The organism is Halovibrio sp. HP20-59 (assembly GCF_033052795.2).
Classification (GTDB): Bacteria; Pseudomonadota; Gammaproteobacteria; order Pseudomonadales; family Halomonadaceae; genus Vreelandella.
In genome coordinates this window covers 120942-138956 of the sequence record NZ_JAWJUW020000007.1, presented here as the reverse complement: position 1 = coordinate 138956, position 18015 = coordinate 120942, and the positions used below count along the sequence as shown (strand labels likewise).

The following is an 18015-nucleotide window of genomic DNA, read 5'->3' as shown; positions in this document are numbered from 1 at the left end:
GTGACACCCACCATTTAATCCACTTATCCAAATTTTATTGCTCGTTAAGTGAAATCAGATCGTAAATAGAAGCCGTACCGATAGCTTGTTCTAAGCGATCTCTTGCCTCGTAAAGTGACGCTTGATATTCACTTTGAGTCGACTGTTCGCCCAACATGATGCGTTGACCTTGATCAAGGGGGTCAACAGGCTGGTTATTGACTCTCACTTCGTAATGCAGGTTGGGCCCCGTGGCGACCCCGGACGAACCTACCTCTCCGAGCGGCTCCCCAGCGTTGACTAAATTCCCAACCACTAACTGTGGGGAAAATCGGCTAAGGTGTGTGTAGCGACTAACTGCCCCTGTATCGTGCTTCACCTCGATCACCTGCCCATATCCTCCTTGGCGACCCATAAAGGATACGCGCCCAGGTGCGGTGGCAATGACCGGCGTTCCTGTCGGCGCAGCCAAGTCAATCCCATTATGAGGACGCATCCCTCCATACACAGGATGTCGCCGATTTCCAAAGCGAGACGTTAAGCGAGCACTAAGAACGGGCAACCGCAACGTGCCTAGCAGGGTGTCGCTTTTGAAAAGAGCAACGTCCCCCTTTGGAGTGACTGGCCATATAACCTCTAAGGGCTCTGTCTGGTCAGGCAGAGCGGCATAACTGAGGCGTGGTGGCCCAACTCGGGTGCCGTCCTGGCGTCGATCTTCCTCCCACACTAATTGAATACGCTCTTTGCCTGAGAACTCCAATGGTGCTGCGATAAACTCGCTGAGCAGTGTTTCCAGTTTAGTGGCGAAACGCGTTGGTACACCTTCTGCTGCCAAGGCCTCGTAGAGGGTGGTATCAATGACGACATCACGCCCAAAGGTTAGGGTATCAACGCTATCGAGCGGTAATGTGCCTTCTTGCTCGCTAGCCGCCTGTAACCTGACAGGGCTAAGTTCAGACGGCGGCAATAACAGATGCGTTTGCCAATTGGCTTCGGCTAGCAAGGGGTAAAAGCCCATCAAGCCTAGTAACCACCAGCGCTGCATCACTGGCCATCCTCTTCCCCAGAGATCTCCGCTACTTCACTCTCAACGGCATCAATCAGCTCTTGCATACCAAAGGGATCTAAAGGCTCGCCATTGACAAAAAAGGTGGGTGTTTGGCGAATCTGATTGGCTCTGACATCCTCCATGTCTTGGTCAATCACCGCCTGCACCTCAGCAGAAGTCAGTTGCTCTTCAGCAGTCGCTAAATCAAGGCCCCCTTGGCTCGCGATATCGAGGATAGCGGATTCATCAAAACTGCCATGTGAGGCCCATTGATCCTGGCGAGCCAGCAGCCTCTCCAGTACCGGTTCAAAGACGCCCTGACGACGAGCGACTTCTAATACCCGAATGGCCTTATCAGATACGTCGCCGTGGAAAGGAGTGTAGCGCACGATGAGCCGCACTTTTTCTGGGTAGGTTTCCAGAATACTTTTTGTCAGGGGATAGAAAGCACGGCAGGCTTCGCAAGCCGGATCGAAGAATTCCACAATCGTTACCGGCGCGTCTTCTCGCCCCAAGATGGGGGAGTGTGAACGCACCAAGGAGTCCTCAGCCTGGACACCGCTCTCCTTTGCTGCCTGAGCTTGCATATCTAAGAGGGCAGGTTTTGATACGGCGACGATTGCAGCGGTTAGCATTAACGTACCGGCTAATATAAAAGACGCTTTTTTGAACATGTTTCTCTCTCTGTCTCAACGATGGGGTGGAAAAGTAGGGTGGAAAAATAAGCCAATCGCTATGGGAGTAAGTCGCTCGCTACCTACCTGAGCCGGGAGTCGGCCTCGGTCTGTCACTCGTGCCCATATAGATTGGCATTTTGATGCGCGTGATCACTATGCTCAAACTCTAGGCTGGAATGAGCAATACTGAAGCGCATTTTAAGCTGCTCCTTGATCTCTGCTTTGACGGATTCAAGCTGCTGCCAGCCGGTTTCTGTCAGAACCACGTGGCAGTCAAGGGCTGCCATGTTTTCCTGCATCTGCCATAGATGCACATGGTGAATATCCTGGACTCCCTCGATATTTCGGACGGTCTCAATGACTGCCTGCCCGTCAATGTCCGGTGGAGATCCCAGCATTAGCGTACGGATAGGGCCACCAATTTCAGAGAAGGCAAGGTAAAGAATATATAGCGCAATCCCTATCGTGATGGCGGGGTCTACCCAGCGCATGTCGTACAGTAAAATAAGCGAACCACCGATAATCACAGCGATGGAGGCAAACGCATCCGATAAGTTATGCAGAAAAAGGGCGCGGATATTGACACTCTCTTTTTGCATTGACCACGTGAGCACGGCGGTAAGGGCATCGACGACAAGCGCGACGCCACCAATAATCACGATCGTCCATCCCTCTATCTCAGGGGGATCGATCATCCGCATAGCGCCTTCGTAAATCAGGTAGACGCCGACAATAATGAGGGTGGTGTAGTTGATGAGTGCTGCCACTATCTCGATGCGGCCATAGCCAAAGGTCATGTGCGCATCGGCGGGCCGTCTGGCGATTTTACGAGCAGCAAAGGCAATGACTAACGCTGCCATGTCTGAAAAGTTATGTAATGCATCAGCGATCAGCGATAAGCTTCCCGCCATAATGCCACCGACGATTTGAGCGATGGTTAAGAGCCCATTGGCCCAAATGGAGATGCTGACGCGCCGGTCGCCAGAGGCAGGATCAATGTGGGGATGATCATGATGATGTCCCATCTGTTACCCTCTCACGAATTATCTGTTCTTGGTACTATAAAACCTCTAGCAACTAAAGCTTCAACCCTTGAGCATTGCCTATTTGCACCGCTGGATTGGGAAGCACGTCCCTTGCTCCCAAGCAAGTCATGGCGTGCTGGGCCGAAGTGATCATGTTTTAGGTACAGAGCTCAATCCACTTCAACCGGTAACGTCCAATCCACCATGAGTAGATTCATTTATTTTGTCGAGGCGCACCTTGTCTGGTTTGTGATGGTCGTCGCGGGGGTAGGCTTACTCTTTCCAACCAGCGGAATAATGCTTGAGTTCGCGATTGGGCCCTTACTGGCATTACTGATGTTGATCATCAGCCTCACGTTCGATGCGCATGCAGTTCGCATCGTGTTCCGTAAGCCATCACGGCAGTTGTTGGCACTGGGTCTGGTCTATGGGCCTATGTCAGTTGCCGGGTGGCTGACGGGCCGTCTATTTTTTGGAAGCGGCCCGCTGGCTGCTGGCCAAACTTTGCTCGGCACTCTGCCGACGGATGTGTCCTCTCCTCTTTTGGTACTAATGGCGAAAGGCAATGTGGCGCTTGCCGCTGTTTTCAACGCAGTCAATACCGCGTTATGCCCGTTTATTGTGCCCTTCCTGTTTTTATGGCTCACCGGCCTCCAGTTAGACGTACCGCTTGGATCAATTATTCTTGAATTAACACTGATCGTGCTTGTCCCTACCGTGATTGGGGTCACCTTGCGGACAAAGTTTTCGGCTTTCTTTGCACGGCATGATTCAGCGTATGCAGGGATAGGGTCAATTCTGTATCTGCTGATCCTACTCGCCGTGGTCGGGCCGAATGCCTCCACGATCATTGGCTATGGTTGGTATGCGTTTGTGATTGCGGGGGCGGCCCTGTGCCTCAATTTGATTGGATACCTGGTAGGTATGTCCTCACGGTTACTCACCTCCGATCGCAAAGAGGTGATTACCTATCTTTTCACGGTCAGTAAAAAGGAATTCAGCATTGCCGCAGCGTTTGTCGCTGCTTCCGGTTTGCCATCAGAAATCGCCATTCCAGCCGCTTTTTTTGCAGTGGTTCAAATGATCACTTCGCCCATCGCAGCGAAGATTCTCGCCCGCCACTGAAGGTTGGCAGTATGACGCTTCACCAGAAGTGCACCTGGCATCTGGTTTGCGCGCAGGATGCTCTTACCAGCAATACGGCAATAGCCTAATGTGGCACATAGCACCTTCGCTGAGTCACCGTGCCCAATAGCGACCTTGTTAAAAGCATTCCTCACCGAGGCTTCGCAGGGTATCTGTTCATTTTTGGATTTAGGGTGCTTAAAAGTATCAGCGAACCCTGGGAAAGGCCCCGCCAATTTCTGGATGATTTCTTGAACATGTCGCACGTTAGAGAGCATCTGACGCAACCAATTTTCAAATCATCTCGAAACACACCTGGTGCTTAACAAACATCTCATGTAGTACAAGAGGTCTAATTATGTCATCCAAAACCTACTACAGCGTCATAAACGCCTTGTCTTCTTGATCCGTAAAGGAATACACGTCATAGGGCTCTTCCTGAGGCCCTGGCATCCCCGGTGTACCGATGGGCATACCTGCTAGGCCAATGCCGTCTACATCAGGCTGTTGCTCAAACAGCGCCTGTACGGCTTCCATCGGAACATGGCCCTCGATCCAATACTCGCCGATTTCGATGGTATGGCACGATCCCAGACCATAGGGTACGCCCGCCTGTTGTTTGATATCACCCAGCTCGACGTCATCAATAACGGTGACGTCTACGCCAAGTTCCTCAAGATGGCGCGCATATTCGTCACAACAGCCGCACTGGGGGTTCTTATACAGTGAACCGCCCCGGTTATTCCGGAGACCGGTTTGTTTGAGTCAGGCAGCTTCACCCGACTCCTCCAAATGACGATAATACGTCCTTTCTCGTTCTGCTGGTGGAACGTTTCCTATGGGTTCCAGCAGTCGGCGATTGTTAAACCAGTCAACCCATCCCAGCGTGGCATACTCAACGGCATCTCGCCCTTTCCATGGTCCACGATGGTGAATCACCTCCGTTTTGAATAAGCCGATGATGGTCTCGGCCAGCGCATTGTCGTAGGAGTCACCGGTGGTGCCGACTGAGGCATCGATACCCTCATCAGCCATACGCTCTGTGTAGCGGATCGAGAGATATTGGCTTCCTCTATCACTATGGTGGATTAACCCTTGCCTGTGCTTTCGTGCCCACAGGGCTTGCTCCAGAGCGTCCAGCACCAGTGCCGTTCTCATCGACGTCGCTACACGCCAACCCACGATACAGCGTGCATAAACATCGATAACGAACGCAACGTAAACGAAGCCAGACCAGGTAGCGACATAGGTAAAATCGGCCACCCAAAGCTGATTTGGACGCATGGCCGTAAAGTCACGTTTCACTAAATCAGGTGCCCGTCACCTCACACCAGCCAAAGAACTGATACAACGCTTTCCGGCATGTTATCCACGACTTCCTGGATTGAACCCTGCCACGCTTGATCAGATGCGCTATACAAATGTCCAGGGCTTCCTCAGTAATCTTTCCCTCCCTAGATATAAGGATTGGAAAGCCGGTGTAATTTGGGTTTGAACTTGCTCGTGCTGGAGAAGAATCCATTCTGCGCTTCTACCAGGGTGTATCACTTTGGCAATCGGTAATCAGCCAAGCTGGCGCACGTACCAGGTGCCTATGATAATATCAGCAGTGGCCACGGTTGGTGCCATTATCAGCATGAGCCCGGTCAGTAACCTGGCTGACCTGTACCTCATCACTCTGCCTTTGGTCCCTAGTCTTTTTTGTTTGATTTTAGCCGTTTCTGATGGTCAGCTAACTGCTTGCGCAGATCCTCTTCGCGGGATAAAGCGATTGCCAGCTGTGTCCGGGTTTCTGAGTGCTCTTCCTGAATATTTGCCAACTCCTCAATCCGCTTAGTCGCTGTCTTCAGCTCGCTACGGGCGTCGCTGGAAGATGTCTTGATCTTGTCGAGATCGGTACGAAGCGTTGCGTTCTCGTCCTGCAGCTCACCGCTGCGCCTCATAACAGAGGCATTCTCCGCACGTAGGCTGGCATGTTCCTGCTGAAGAGAAGAGAGGTCTTCGTTGACGGCCTCGAGCGTTTTCTGGAGCTGCAATTCACGTTTACTAGAGGTTTCCAGTTCCCGTGTAGCGGCTTTAAGCTCGCTTTCAATTGTGGCCAACCGGGCGCTGCTATCGGCTTTCTCGTCTCGCAAGTGGTCGACCAACGTTTGTTGCCGTTGCGCTTCAACACGCATGGTTTCCAATTGCTGATTCTGGCGGGAGAGCTGGTCTTGTAAATCGGTAACTCGTCCCATAGCATCCGCTGCCCGCTGCCTTGCGGTGGCATTCTCCGTCACAAGCGTATGGATCTCCTCCGTCTGCTGCTCAATGCGCTGCCCATCCTGATGGCCGTGTTCACGCAAGGTTGCGATGCTGGCCTCTAGTCGCTCAATCTCGCGTAGCGCCTCATCTCGCTCTTCGTTGGCAGCTTTCTCGCGCTGTTCGGACTCTGCGCGTATCTTCTCGACTTCTTCATCAGCGTGCTGGCTAGCGGAGCGCCATAGTTCAGCTCCAACCCGCTCCAAGACAGTGCGGATCTCATTCGGCATTTCTCGCACAGCGATGGCATTGTCTTTTAGGCTATCGCGCCACTCACGCATGACCGGGGAAATATGCGACAGGGAGCCACCACCCAGGCATTCGCGCACCTGTTCATTGGTGGGCCTGTCGATGCCTTCGGATACCAGCTTCTCGGCAGCATCAATGATGCGTTGCCGTATTTCCGGCTTAATAGTCATGCCGGGCTATCTCCTAGTGTATGTATTGTATGTATGTATTATACATAAGATACATACAATATAGTCAACAGCTTCGCTAACCCTAAAAATAATGCTAGCGCAGCCTACTAGATGATCTGCTGTGCAACATTCCCACCTAAGAATGCAACCAGTGCAGGAAATCTATTGGGAAAGATCGTGCCAATGTTGAAAGCCATAGCTGTTGCGGGATCGGTGCAACATCCCCACCGCAGTGACTAAACACAATCGGCATAGGGGCGGTCAGCATGGCTGACCGGTCCCCTGCCACACCACCCGGCATGCGGGTCCGCACCGGGCGGTTCGAGAAGTTGAGGTTATGAGAGACGGGGCACGCCCAGCCGATCAAAGTAGGCCACCGTTAATACATGATGGACTCCCGACAGACTGTTGTGCCACCAGCGACGACTCAACGCCGCCACCGATTGTGCTACCCTCGGCGTAGCGCCAAGACGCATCAGCTCACGATAAATCGTCTTACCCCGACGCCATTGCTTAAGGTGCAAAGCTCTTAACCGTCGTCGTATCCACCCGTCCAGCGACCGCCAGATACGAGGTGTTTGCGACAGCTTAAAGTAGCCTTGCCAGCCTAAAAGGTAGCGTCGTAGATAGGCGACGACCTGTGAGATACTGCGTCCGCCATTTCGGCGTGTCAGTTGCCTAATCCGCTGTTTAAATGCCCCCAACGCTTTTGCTGATATACCACGTCGGACATCTCCACCCTTAGCTTCCCATAGGGCGTAGCCCAGGAACTTGCGACCAAACACGCTGGTGACCGCACTTTTGGACTCATTGATCGTCAAGCGCAGCTTACTGTAACAGCGACGTAGCAAAGCCATGACTCGCTCCCCTGCTTTCTGACTACGCACGTAAACGTTGCAGTCGTCGGCATAGCGAGCAAAGTGGTGTCCGCGACGTTCCAGTGTGCGATCCACCTCATCCAGCAGGATATTGGCCAGTAGCGGCGATAATGGGCCACCCTGCGGTGTCCCCTCATGCCGATAAATGACCACCCCTCCCTCCATTATTCCCGCATTCAAATACGCACGAACCAGATGGATAACACGATTATCCTGGATGCGTTTCCTCAGGCGGTCTATCAGGATGTCATGATTGACTCGGTCAAAGAATCGAGACAAGTCAACATCGACAACGGTGTGGTAACCCTGTTGGGCGAAGCTCTGAGCAGCTAGTACGGCATCATGGGCACGGCGGCCCGGACGGAAGCCGTAGCTGTGCTCGCTAAAAGTGGGATCGATCAGCGGTTGTAGAACTTGCAGCAGTGCCTGTTGGATAAGACGGTCAGTCACGGTGGGTATCCCCAGTTCTCGTTCGCTTCCATCTGGCTTCGGAATAGCCACTCGGCGGACAGGCTGAGGATAATATCGACTTGCAAGAAGCTGCTGTCGAATATCGGGCCAGGCCCACCTTAGGTGCTCGGCGGTCTGAGCAATATCCAGACCATCGATGCCTGCTGCTCCCTTGTTGGCACGCACGCGCTTCCATGCACGTAGCATGTTCTCTCTTGCGAAGGCCCGCTCAAGCAGACCTTGCCCTGCGTCCTCCGGCACTTGTCGCGGGAGGCCAGTTTCATCGCTGGAGCAGGACGACAAGGCTTCACCTTGGCATGCCTTCTCCCGCCCCGCAGTCGCGGGCATCTGATGCGTTACTGATCTCATCGACAAGACGTTTGACGCTCCTTCTCGTTCGGCCCTTTGCTCCAAAAAAAAACGAGGAGCTACTACGGCCTCTGCTGACTTCTCGCTCCGTGGGGTCACGTTGCCCTTTCAGGCATAAGGCGAGATCTCCCCGGGTAAGAACACACTCCTTCACCGCACAACCGCCGGATATACGCTACGTCGCCTTGGCCACAAGAGCTTCGCGGCTTCTTGCCCGCTCGCCCTGCTTGGCAGCGCCTCCTATCCGGTTCTTGTTCATCGGCTCGCGGTTTACGCTCCACGCTTCCTTCCCACGGTTGGTCACCCTTCCGCAGTTGCGCTTCGCTTCGTTCGCTGTGGCCAGCTTACGGGAGGACTTGCACCTCCAGGAGTGCGCCCGTGCCGGGCGCACAAAAAAAGCCTCCCGAGGGGGAGGCTGTTGAATGGTAAAGAAAAAAATCAAGCTGCCGCGGTTGCTGCAGTTGAGTCTTCTTCTCCGTCGATCAAACCGCACTGTTGTGCCATTTGCTCGATGAAGTTGACCGCCTTCTGCGCATCAGCCAGAGCACGGTCGATCTCTTTGGCCTGGTCACCTTTGAGCCGTGAAGCCCATCCAGTGAGGTAGGACGCCGAGTTTTCGGGGGTAGCAGGGAGACCAAAGCGCATGGCTGCAAGCCAGGCGCCAGCTTCTGCCACTACTTCCTCTCGAGCGCGATCGCTCTTGTCCCGGTTGAGGCGCGAGGGAGCACCAGTAGCATGGATCAGCTCATGCAGGCCGGTGGCCGCAATTTCACTAACCTCATGGAACTGTTCAGGACGGGGCAGGCGTATGCCATCCGTAGAGGGCCTGTAGTAGGCCTTGTCACCGCCCCAGCTTAAAGGGATGCCCGATGCTTCAATCAGCCGTGCAACGAACTGCACGGGCTCAGGTTGAGCTTCTAAGACAGGTGGCTTTGCAGCCTCTGTCAATGGGTCCGCCAGCTGCTCCTCGTTAAACACATAAAAGATACGGTTCACGGGGATGATTTTCTCCTCCGTTGTGCCGTTCTCCTTCTTCTCGCGCTTTTTGTGGAATTTCCAAAATTCCACGGGAGTGCCCTTTTCGCCCTTGCGGGGGTGAGTGCCGAGATCCTTCGCTTGCTTGAAAGTCACCCAGGCAGGGCTGGTGTAGCCGTTTTTATATGAAGCAATCCAGAGACTGATGATATTTGACCAGCCAGTGTAAGAACGCCCTGAAGAGGCGTTATAGGGCTGGCTCACATCTTTGTCGCCTGGTTTCCAAGGCTTCTGCCAGGGGGCTGTGCCTTCCATCAAACCTTGTATGAGTGCTTCGCGGATACCATCGATTGCACGTTTGCTCATGATCTATCTCCTCTCTCATTCCTGCAGTAGTGCAGGTCTCAAGAAGGGATAGGGCGCTAGGTGACAGCCGGTGGGGGGTCAGGGTCAGTGCTTTCCCTAACTCTAATCGAGACCCGGCAGCGGGAATGAGAGAGGAGAGAATGATGAAGCACACCAACCAGTTGGATATGTTCGCAGTTAGTGAGGCGGCCAAAGTTTATAGTTTCCCTGGAAAGGGAACCGTAGAGATCACAGAGCAGCGTAAAGAGCGTGAAGATGCTGTTATCTCAGAGGCACTGAACATCATCGAAGCACGGTTCTATGGTCAGCTTGAGAGTGAGGGTGCAAAGATAACGGCTCCTTGGATAGCGGTTGATTATCTGACGCTCAAGTATGCGGAACTGCCTTACGAAGTGTTCTCAGTGACGTGGCTGAACTCGCAACATCAAGTCATCAAGCATGAGGAGCTTTTTAGAGGCACCGTGGATAAGGCGGCTGTCTATCCTAGGGAAGTGGTTAGAAGTGCGATTGAAACGAATGCTTCCGCCGTATTGTTGTGTCACAACCATCCTAGCGGTAGTCCTCAAGAGAGTGATGCTGATCGTCAGATTACGAAGAAGCTGCAAGAGGCTTTGGATGTGATCGACGTAAAGGTGATAGACCACATTATTGTGGCTGGCACCGAGCATGTCAGCTTTGCAGAGAGGGGGCTGATATAACTTCAACGGTTATGCCGTTTTCATGGCCTCACCAGCATTCCAGCTGGTGAGGCTTTTTTATGGGCTATCCTTTAATTGTTAAACCTGCTGTGATGTTGATACTGCTCTTCTAATGGCCCACAAAGAAACTCGGTGGCTTGGGGGGTGTTAGGAAAGGCTGGTTAATATAAAAAGGTTAAAGGGTTAAGGCTGGGTTAAAACAGGGTTACGAGCGAGTAAAGAAGCATCAAACCACTGAAAAGTATGCATTATCTTTCAAAAACCGATGCAACGTCCCCACCGCTTGCTATGCAACATTCCCACCGCTTGCTGTGCAACATCCCCACCTGGGGCTCAAAGTTATCCTCCTGATGTCCACAGAAAACGTCTTTTTGTCCACATTTTGGCTCATTTAGGCACCATCTGTGCAACATTCCCACCTGCAAGATTTAAGAATGATAGGTTGACATGGCCAATTCGATCCGCTTTACATCAACTGTGCAATATACCCACCTACTATAGGGGACTAAATCGCTGGTCAGAAAACAACCTGTGCAGTGTCCCCACCGAAACCGTGCAACATTCCCACCTATAGAACGGTACTTTTCCACAGGCTTACCCACAGTAAATGTGGATACGTTGACTGTTATTAGAGCACATTTATACCGTTACCATTTTAAGCTGATCAATTCAGTAGCTTGGCTTCTCTATCATCAGATTGTTACTGATCAACAATCCCCAGCCAGGGAAGGTATGACGCTTTTGAGCACGCTGGCCGAGCATTAGAGGCCTGTCGCGGCAGCTAATGGTGCAACGTTCCCACCTACGTTTGCCCCACGAGCTGCACTCTTGAACGCCTACTGTGGTGATGGCAGTGTGCTTTATTAGGGTGGCTTGACGTTGGCCACGCTCATTGGGCGGTGTGATCGAGGAGGTCTGGAAGCGGCCATCTGTGCAACATTCCCCCCAAAGATGACTCACGCTTGGCTTGCTATGAGAACTGATACTGCCGTGCCTCAATAGTTTCTGCAGCACAGCACCAGGGTTCCGATCCACGCTGGCTGAGGGCTTGAAGGGGCGCCGAGTCATCCATGTGTGCAACATCCCCCCTACGCAGTAAATGCGATCTACATGCATTCAATGAATCAGAATTCGCAAAGAGCAAATAAGGGAATAATATTTTAAAGAGATGTTTCGCGAATAGAATGTAAGTCTTTCTTTAACCGTATTGAGTTACTTTTGTAATTTGCACGTTTAACGGTTTTAACAAATTTATCTGTTGGATAAATCGCGTAATATATATCAACAAGTTTTTTTCCTTCCGTGATTCGCTTCGCTTTATAACTAGCTATAACCTCATGCTCAACGAGTACGTCAAGGGCAATCTTCATGGCTCGCACATTACTGCCCATGCGATCTGAGAGGCCGCGAGGGCTGCCTGACAGGTAAGGAACGAGGTGTGGAGTATAGGGATCATTGGCTGATGCCTGGCTCCAGTAGTGGCTCATTCGCTTATGCATGTACCGGGCAAGAGGACTCTTAATCGCCATCGAAGTGCTATAGTCATATAGCCGGAAAGTTTGTTTAAGAATGCTCTCAGTTACTAAAGGGTTAAACTGTACGTAGCATTTAGTATCGCCTTCGCGCATCTGAATATCTTTTCGCGTGGTTAGGCCGACCATAGGAAAAAAGCTAGAAGAAATAACAGTTTCATTATCATTTGTGACCGTTTCAAGCTGTGCGCCACGGCAAACAAGAATCGCCTCTTTTATCTCGCTGAGTTTGAACTCATGTTTATTCCGGCGTAACTCAGCACGCAACTCGTAGAAAGTAAAAAGCACACCGACTTTACCATCGATCATGACGCTTCCGCCATTAACCGCCAGTTTTCTTAAAGCGTCTTCTATAATCTCTTCACGCTCACCAGGGTAAACTAGCTCATGTTTACCATTGCTATTCTCGATAATAGCTGGCTTAACTTTAACCTTTATAACGCGTTCGCCTATACGGCATTCGCGCTCTCTTACCGCGCTGTTAAGGTCTGTGAATCGACGACGCTTCTCCAGAGAATATTTAGGCAATGCATCGTAAATGTCGATGCTATTGCTATAATTTTTGTCCCGGCTATCGCTCAGGCTGAATAGGTCAAGCTGAGGCGGCTTATTAACCGAAACAGCTTGTATGTCCTTGTCTTTATTGCTATCGCTGGCCATCTCTAACCTCTGTCAGCCTACAGTAATAACCTGCTATTTCTCTTCGACAAGCCAAGAATCAACGACCTCGGCACCGTGCAGATCCTTCCATGCCCTCAGGGTTTTATGATTGCCGCCTCTTATTTCGACAATCTCCCTATCATAAGGATTGCGGTATACCTTTATCTTTCGCTTTTTACGTCGAGCCGGAGACTCGCTTACGCCTTTTTCAGCATTAACCAATTTAATAACGTCCAAGGCTGTTCTATTATAATCAACTATTAACGTTTTTAAGCGATTAAAAAAGCACTTTCACGCTTGAAATCTTCTCGACTCTTCGATTCTCAACCGATATTAGTTGCTCACGAAGAGACTCCGATTGCTCCTGCAGCTGTTGGTATTCAAGCAATATAGACATGTGCTTCCAGACAAGGCAATGTAAAAGTGTGCAAAGCACATTTTGTAGCTAACGCGGCTGTATGTCAACGATATGCGACCGTTGACAGTGACCGATAAGCTATCGCAAAAAATTCTCTCCATGGAGGTGCTTTGCCCAAAAAATACCCTTTATTTCGCAAAATCCACGGGCGTTGACCCTGCCAATAGGCTAGATTTTGCGTACAGGCTTGTTGAAAATGGCATTTTGGTTGTAAGAATACTTATAAAACAGTGTGTTAAGATAATATTTTCCGCTTTCGAGTGATGCTATTTTCACACTCAAAATTGCAATTGAACTGGCGCTTTATTTCTCTACTTATTAAAATAGTTATTTAAGAAAGTAGAGAAGGGCAGCGAACCCGAGTAGGCTGTATCAGAGTCACATGAATAAGGCTGTGCTGAATGACTTGGAAGGCAATCTACAAAATTGCGGTAGTTACTTCATATGCTCAGATGGTCGTCAATAGCATTGCAGCTGATTTAGGTGGTCTTCACATATTGGAGGGTCGGCAACGATTCTGACGAAATCCTCCAAAAAGCGCATTAACCATCTGTTTTACAAGCCTTAAATTAACTATTTCATCACGTGCAGACGATGCGTTACCTGCTGTATTCCCACACCCAGTAGCCAAAAGCCGTGGCACATAAAAGCCATGTGCCAATAACGACTGCGGCCGCAACGTGGCTGATCGGCTTGATTGCCACTTTAGCTGCTTTCGAGCGACTTGCTTCTATCACATTCGATGGCGTCAGCTTGATGACAAGGACGATGCCCAGCGGGACCAAGATAATGTCGTCAAGATAGCCCAGGATCGGCATGAAGTCCGGAATGAGATCAATTGGACTCATGGCGTACGCTGCGATTGCGAGCAGCCGAACGACTATGGGGGGTATTCGGGTCTCGCGCCACAAAATAACCGTCAGCGCATCATGCTGAATGCGTTTTGCCGCAGCTCGCAGCCTGCCAAAGATCACGGTAGACATCTAACTACTCCTTGCGCGATTGGCATCACTCGCAACTCTCAGGGATGATCAGGCCGAGACAATAGCGGGCTATTTAGCCAGGCTTGTTTGTAGTTGTTTCAACTGACCCTGGAGGACAGCTTTTTCCTGCAGTAATTCGCGATTCTGATCGTTGAGGAACTGGTTTCGGTCGTCAGCCGCTGCCACGCGCTCTCTGAGGTCGGAGATCCGCTGCTGGCAGGCCGCGAGATGTTTTTCAGAATCCGTTAGGGCCGCACCAAGCTTCTCCCTGTGTTCGGCGTCGCTATCTCGCTCCAGCTGGAGGCGGTCGACTGTCGCTTCCAGCGTTTCTGTTCGCGTTGCCCATTGTGTTATGACGGCCTGGCTCGCGTGCAATTTTTCTTTCAAGTTTTCAGCGTGATCCTGACTGGCCTCATAGCGCTGGTTTATTTGGTCGCGATGTTGTCTCAGCGTGTCGCGGTCCTGTTCGCTGGAACGGAGCTGCTGCGTCAGCTGATCCACCTGACCCTCCAGCCCTGACTGGGTCCTGTGGAACTGGTCCCGTTCATGACGGCGATCCTCGGCAATCTCCTGCTGGTAGTGCTCGAAATGGCTGCGGATATCGCGGTTTTCCTGCTTCATCTCTTGGACGGTTGCAGTGGTCTCACTGAGTTTCTCCTGACTTGCCTCCAGTTTGGACGTGAGTGAGGCCGCCCGGAGCTGTTCCTGTTGAAGAGCGTGGGCCTGGGCATCGCTTTCGTTGCGAAGCGCTTCATTGGCCTTCTCCAGCCCGCAGCGTTGCTCTTCCAGTGACTCGCACCGCTGCCGCACCTCTTCCAGCTCGGTGCGCCATTGCTGTTCCAGCGTCTGGTGCGCTTCGCGCTCCTGCGTAATACGTTCATCGGCCGCGTATTGAGCTCGCTCATGCAGGGCTTTCACGGCGGCCACCAAGTCAGCCGGGAGTCCGTTCAGATCCGCTGCGGCTTCGCTGCCTGATTTCCAACGTTTCAGCATTGGCCCGAGAGTGCTGCGACTGCCGGTACCGAGTTCCGATCGCACCCGGTCGACAGTGGGCTCGTCACCGCGTTGGCGGACGCGTTGCGCAGCGTTGGCGACATCCTGGTAAGTAATTCCGGCGCGGGCCATGACATGCCTCATTTTATCATATAACGTGATATGTAATATTACATTATTTATTCGATAATTAACAAAATTTATTTAAGATGCCTAACGCACGTTAAAGCGCGTTAACGTGCGTTAGTGTGTGGTCTGTTCTATCCTGCTCCTGTAACGCCGGTACATCAGCGGCTCTTGAAAGCACGCCTCGAATTGGAGCGGTCATGGATCCAAAACCCACCGTCAAGTCCACATTACGTAACGCGGAAAAGACCGTATTAGCCGATACGGCTAATCGGTACATCCACATGGCCACCACCGACAACACGCGGCGGACCTACCGTGCGGCCATTCGCAGCTTTGAGCGCTGGGGTGGACGTCTCCCGACACAGCCGGCGACCCTTGCGGCCTATCTGTCCGATCAGGCAGACGCGCTTAATCCTCGCACGCTGGATGTTTACCTGACGGCCCTGGGGCGCTGGCACCAGACTCAGGGATTGCGTGATCCCGCTCGAGACCCCGGCGTGCGCAAAACGTTGGAAGGGATTCGTCGCGCCCATGGTCGGCCGAAACGGCAAGCCCGGGCGCTGCGCCTCGAACACATTGCGGCCTTCCTGGAAACACTCCAGCAACAGCCTGACTCGCTCAAGAAGCATCGTGACTGGGCCCTGCTGCAGGTCGGTTTTTTTGGGGCGTTTCGCCGCAGTGAATTGGTAGCGATTGAGGTGAAGCACTTGTCGTGGGAGCCGGAAGGGCTGGTGGTGACCCTGCCGCGCTCTAAAACAGACCCTCACGGTGAAGGCCTGAAGCGGGCCCTGCCTCGGGGCAACGAGCTGGTCTGCCCGGTCAGCGCCCTCGAAACCTGGCTAGAGCATGCCGGCATTCACGAAGGCCCCGTCTTCCGCGCCGTCAACCGCTGGGATCGGTTGCAATCCCAGGCCCTTTCAGGCGGGTCGGTGAACCGAATCCTGAAAGCGCTTGGGGAAACCTGCGGCCTGGACTTCGTGCCGACCCTGAGCAGTCACAGCTTCCGGCGCGGTCTATCCACCGCCGCCGCGCGGGAAAAGGTCGACTTTGCGCAGATCAAGCGCCAGGGTGGCTGGAAGCATGACGGGACGGTGCGGGGCTACATCGAGGAAGGACAGCAATTTACGGACAACGCCGCAAACACCTTACTGACCAAAGTCGCCAGGTTGATCCGGGACACCGACTAATGGTGAGTGTGGTCGCGGCTGGCTACGCTGCCCGGAAGCACTCAGAATACGATGAACAGGTATCTGTAGTGGCTCACAAAGCTAATCTGTTGGGCCCGCAATTATCCTGAGCAGTGGGACCACATTGGGTGAGAAAGGGCGCCCGGTTGGGCCCAGATTAGCTACGAACCGACCAACCCCTGACCGTCATACTCGACGGTTCCGCAAGGCAGCTGTTCCCGCACCTGCACCACCTGGTCCGTCGTCCAGTTGAGCGACGCTGCAAGCCGCTTAAGAGTGACAGGACGACCCTGGACCAGCTCACGCAATAGCGCCACATGAAGCGTGGCCTCCGCTTCTCCGGTCAGGCCCAGCCGATTCACGATTTCTCGCATATCATTCACGGGGCCTTGCCTTATCCCGCGCAGCAGGATAGTTGTTTGACATCCTTGGTAAACGTTTGAGCGCACAGCTTCAAACCTTCTACCATCGTCAGGTACGGGAACAGCTCATCGGCAATCTCGTTGACGGTCATGCGGGCGCGTAGCGCCATCACCGCGGTCTGGATCAGTTCGCCGGCCTCACCCGCCACGGATTGCACACCCAGTAACCGCCCGCTTTCACGTTCCGCGACCATTTTAATGAAGCCTCCGGTATCAAAGTTGACCAGGGCCCGTGGCACATTGTCGAGGGTCAGGGTACGGCTGTCGGTGACGTAGCCACTTGCCTCGGCGTCGGCCTCGGATAAACCGACGGTTGCAATCTGTGGCTCGGTAAAGACCACCTCCGGCATGGCGCTGAGATCCAGGCGGGCATCGCCGCCGGTCATATTGATCGCGGCCCGGCTACCACCCGCTGCCGCCACATAAACAAACTGGGGCTGATTGGTACAGTCGCCGGAAGCGTAAATGCCCGGCACCCGGGTCTCGAGTTGCTCATTGACGATAACGGACCCGCGATCAGTCTCGACGCCGATAGACTCCAGGTTCAGCCTGTCTGTGTTCGGTGTGCGTCCCACGGCCACCAGCAGCTGATCGGCCCGCAGTTCCCCGGCGTTCGTGTCGAGCACGAATTCCTCGTTGGTATAACTGATCTGGCTCGCCTGGGTGTCATTCAGAACCTTGACACCCTCGGCTTTGAACGCGGTTTGAATGGCCTCGTCAACAGCCGGGTCCTGCCGGGATAACAGTCGACTGCGCGCCAGGATGGTCACCTCGCTGCCCAGTCGGGCAAACGCCTGTGCCAGCTCCACTGCCACGACGGATGCCCCAATGACAATTAGTCGATCCGGAATGGTGTCACTGGCCAGTGCCGTGGCGGACGTCCAGTACGGCGTATCGGACAGGCCCGGAACCGGGGGGATGGTAGGCCGCGCACCGGTACCAATGAACGCTCTGTCAAAGCGTACCTCGCGTTCCGTACCATCAGGTGTAGTAACCTGCACTGTATTGGCATCGATAAAACGGGCCTCACCCCGCAGGACAGTAATCGCCGAATTGTCGTCGAGAATGCCCTCATACTTGTCGCGACGAAGCTCATCGACCCGGGCCTGTTGCTGGGCCAGCAACCGGGGCCGGTCAATGGTCGGCTCGACTGCCGCAATGCCCTCGTCGAACGGACTGCGGCGGCGCAGATGGGCCACGTGAGCGGCGCGGATCATGATCTTCGAGGGCACGCAGCCGACATTGACGCAAGTGCCACCGATGGTACCACGCTCGATCAGCGTCACTCGGGCTCCGCGTTCCGCCGACTTCAAAGCGGCGGCCATGGCACTGCCACCACTGCCAATCACGGCAATGTGCAGATCGTTATCACTCATAAACA

Annotated in this window: 14 protein-coding genes and 3 pseudogenes; 3 read left to right on the top strand and 14 right to left on the bottom strand. The window is 53.1% G+C overall.

The genetic code is table 11. The annotated features are described in order from the left end of the window. Window positions 1-34: 34 nt before the first annotated feature. The 3 genes from RZA33_RS10520 to RZA33_RS10510 form a co-directional block, all read right to left on the bottom strand. Complete coding sequence (locus RZA33_RS10520) at window positions 35-1024, bottom strand: M23 family metallopeptidase (RefSeq protein WP_273195929.1); 990 nt, start codon at window positions 1022-1024, stop codon at window positions 35-37. Then, window positions 1024-1701: a thioredoxin domain-containing protein gene (locus RZA33_RS10515; protein ID WP_159340875.1), complete on the bottom strand. Its 678-nt coding sequence runs from the start codon at window positions 1699-1701 to the stop codon at window positions 1024-1026. Before RZA33_RS10515 ends, RZA33_RS10520 begins: the two co-directional genes overlap by 1 nt. A gap of 113 nt (window positions 1702-1814) precedes the next feature. Beyond that, on the bottom strand, window positions 1815-2729 hold the full coding sequence (locus tag RZA33_RS10510; protein WP_159340873.1) for a cation diffusion facilitator family transporter: 915 nt from the start codon (window positions 2727-2729) through the stop codon (window positions 1815-1817). Window positions 2730-2933: 204 nt separating this feature from the next. Here RZA33_RS10510 and RZA33_RS10505 point away from each other — a divergent pair, with 204 nt between their 5' ends. Next, complete coding sequence (locus tag RZA33_RS10505; protein WP_273195935.1) at window positions 2934-3854, top strand: bile acid:sodium symporter family protein; 921 nt, start codon at window positions 2934-2936, stop codon at window positions 3852-3854. A 375-nt stretch (window positions 3855-4229) separates the two neighbouring features. Here RZA33_RS10505 and RZA33_RS10500 read toward each other — a convergent pair. The 5 genes and pseudogenes from RZA33_RS10500 to RZA33_RS10480 all read right to left on the bottom strand — a co-directional run. Next, window positions 4230-4583: pseudogene (locus RZA33_RS10500) on the bottom strand (DUF411 domain-containing protein); the annotation flags it as partial. Between the two features lie 36 nt (window positions 4584-4619). Further along, window positions 4620-5165 (bottom strand): annotated as a pseudogene (locus tag RZA33_RS10495) (IS3 family transposase); the annotation flags it as partial. Window positions 5166-5545: 380 nt separating this feature from the next. Beyond that, window positions 5546-6574, bottom strand: coding sequence for a DNA-binding protein (locus tag RZA33_RS10490; protein WP_052703847.1), 1029 nt, complete (start codon window positions 6572-6574; stop codon window positions 5546-5548). A gap of 335 nt (window positions 6575-6909) precedes the next feature. After that, a complete protein-coding gene (gene ltrA / locus RZA33_RS10485; RefSeq protein WP_008958288.1) occupies window positions 6910-8277 on the bottom strand; it encodes a group II intron reverse transcriptase/maturase in 1368 nt (455 codons plus the stop codon). A 432-nt stretch (window positions 8278-8709) separates the two neighbouring features. Then, window positions 8710-9612 carry an ArdC family protein gene (locus RZA33_RS10480; RefSeq protein WP_101146414.1) on the bottom strand — a complete coding sequence of 301 codons (903 nt, stop codon included), beginning with the start codon at window positions 9610-9612 and terminating at the stop codon, window positions 8710-8712. A 143-nt stretch (window positions 9613-9755) separates the two neighbouring features. Here RZA33_RS10480 and RZA33_RS10475 point away from each other — a divergent pair, with 143 nt between their 5' ends. Then, entirely contained in the window at window positions 9756-10310 is a 555-nt protein-coding gene (locus RZA33_RS10475; protein ID WP_273188291.1) for a JAB domain-containing protein, read from the top strand. Window positions 10311-11470: 1160 nt separating this feature from the next. Here the strand turns inward: RZA33_RS10475 and RZA33_RS10470 are convergent. The 4 genes and pseudogenes from RZA33_RS10470 to RZA33_RS10460 form a co-directional block, all read right to left on the bottom strand. Then, window positions 11471-12502 carry a plasmid replication protein gene (locus RZA33_RS10470; protein WP_101146411.1) on the bottom strand — a complete coding sequence of 344 codons (1032 nt, stop codon included), beginning with the start codon at window positions 12500-12502 and terminating at the stop codon, window positions 11471-11473. 33 nt (window positions 12503-12535) lie between these two features. Then, window positions 12536-12775: pseudogene (locus RZA33_RS19915) on the bottom strand (histone-like nucleoid-structuring protein, MvaT/MvaU family); the annotation flags it as partial. A gap of 744 nt (window positions 12776-13519) precedes the next feature. Beyond that, the gene (locus RZA33_RS10465) at window positions 13520-13903 is read right to left on the bottom strand and encodes a YkvA family protein (RefSeq protein WP_023007037.1); all 384 of its coding nucleotides are present in this window, start codon (window positions 13901-13903) and stop codon (window positions 13520-13522) included. Between the two features lie 69 nt (window positions 13904-13972). Then, window positions 13973-15028, bottom strand: coding sequence for a DNA-binding protein (locus RZA33_RS10460; protein WP_023007038.1), 1056 nt, complete (start codon window positions 15026-15028; stop codon window positions 13973-13975). Window positions 15029-15222: 194 nt separating this feature from the next. On the opposite strand from RZA33_RS10460, the gene RZA33_RS10455 reads away from it, so the two are divergent. Beyond that, the gene (locus tag RZA33_RS10455; protein WP_063091982.1) at window positions 15223-16212 is read left to right on the top strand and encodes a site-specific integrase; all 990 of its coding nucleotides are present in this window, start codon (window positions 15223-15225) and stop codon (window positions 16210-16212) included. A 161-nt stretch (window positions 16213-16373) separates the two neighbouring features. Here RZA33_RS10455 and RZA33_RS10450 read toward each other — a convergent pair whose 3' ends face one another. Then, window positions 16374-16586, bottom strand: a complete 213-nt coding sequence (locus RZA33_RS10450) for a hypothetical protein (protein ID WP_223305241.1) — start codon at window positions 16584-16586, stop codon at window positions 16374-16376. Window positions 16587-16606: 20 nt separating this feature from the next. Beyond that, entirely contained in the window at window positions 16607-18010 is a 1404-nt protein-coding gene (gene merA, locus RZA33_RS10445; protein WP_085682210.1) for a mercury(II) reductase, read from the bottom strand. Window positions 18011-18015 lie beyond the last annotated feature (5 nt).

Bases quoted from the DNA above. Each gene is read 5' to 3' on its own strand.
- RZA33_RS10520 (WP_273195929.1), bottom strand. From the start codon at position 1,024: ATGCAGCGCTGGTGGTTACTAGGCTTGATGGGCTTTTACCCCTTGCTA.
- RZA33_RS10515 (WP_159340875.1), bottom strand. From the start codon at position 1,701: ATGTTCAAAAAAGCGTCTTTTATATTAGCCGGTACGTTAATGCTAACC.
- RZA33_RS10510 (WP_159340873.1), bottom strand. From the start codon at position 2,729: ATGGGACATCATCATGATCATCCCCACATTGATCCTGCCTCTGGCGAC.
- RZA33_RS10505 (WP_273195935.1), top strand. From the start codon at position 2,934: ATGAGTAGATTCATTTATTTTGTCGAGGCGCACCTTGTCTGGTTTGTG.
- RZA33_RS10490 (WP_052703847.1), bottom strand. From the start codon at position 6,574: ATGACTATTAAGCCGGAAATACGGCAACGCATCATTGATGCTGCCGAG.
- RZA33_RS10480 (WP_101146414.1), bottom strand. From the start codon at position 9,612: ATGAGCAAACGTGCAATCGATGGTATCCGCGAAGCACTCATACAAGGT.
- RZA33_RS10475 (WP_273188291.1), top strand. From the start codon at position 9,756: ATGAAGCACACCAACCAGTTGGATATGTTCGCAGTTAGTGAGGCGGCC.
- RZA33_RS10470 (WP_101146411.1), bottom strand. From the start codon at position 12,502: ATGGCCAGCGATAGCAATAAAGACAAGGACATACAAGCTGTTTCGGTT.
- RZA33_RS10465 (WP_023007037.1), bottom strand. From the start codon at position 13,903: ATGTCTACCGTGATCTTTGGCAGGCTGCGAGCTGCGGCAAAACGCATT.
- RZA33_RS10460 (WP_023007038.1), bottom strand. From the start codon at position 15,028: ATGGCCCGCGCCGGAATTACTTACCAGGATGTCGCCAACGCTGCGCAA.
- RZA33_RS10455 (WP_063091982.1), top strand. From the start codon at position 15,223: ATGGATCCAAAACCCACCGTCAAGTCCACATTACGTAACGCGGAAAAG.
- RZA33_RS10450 (WP_223305241.1), bottom strand. From the start codon at position 16,586: ATGCGAGAAATCGTGAATCGGCTGGGCCTGACCGGAGAAGCGGAGGCC.
- merA (WP_085682210.1), bottom strand. From the start codon at position 18,010: ATGAGTGATAACGATCTGCACATTGCCGTGATTGGCAGTGGTGGCAGT.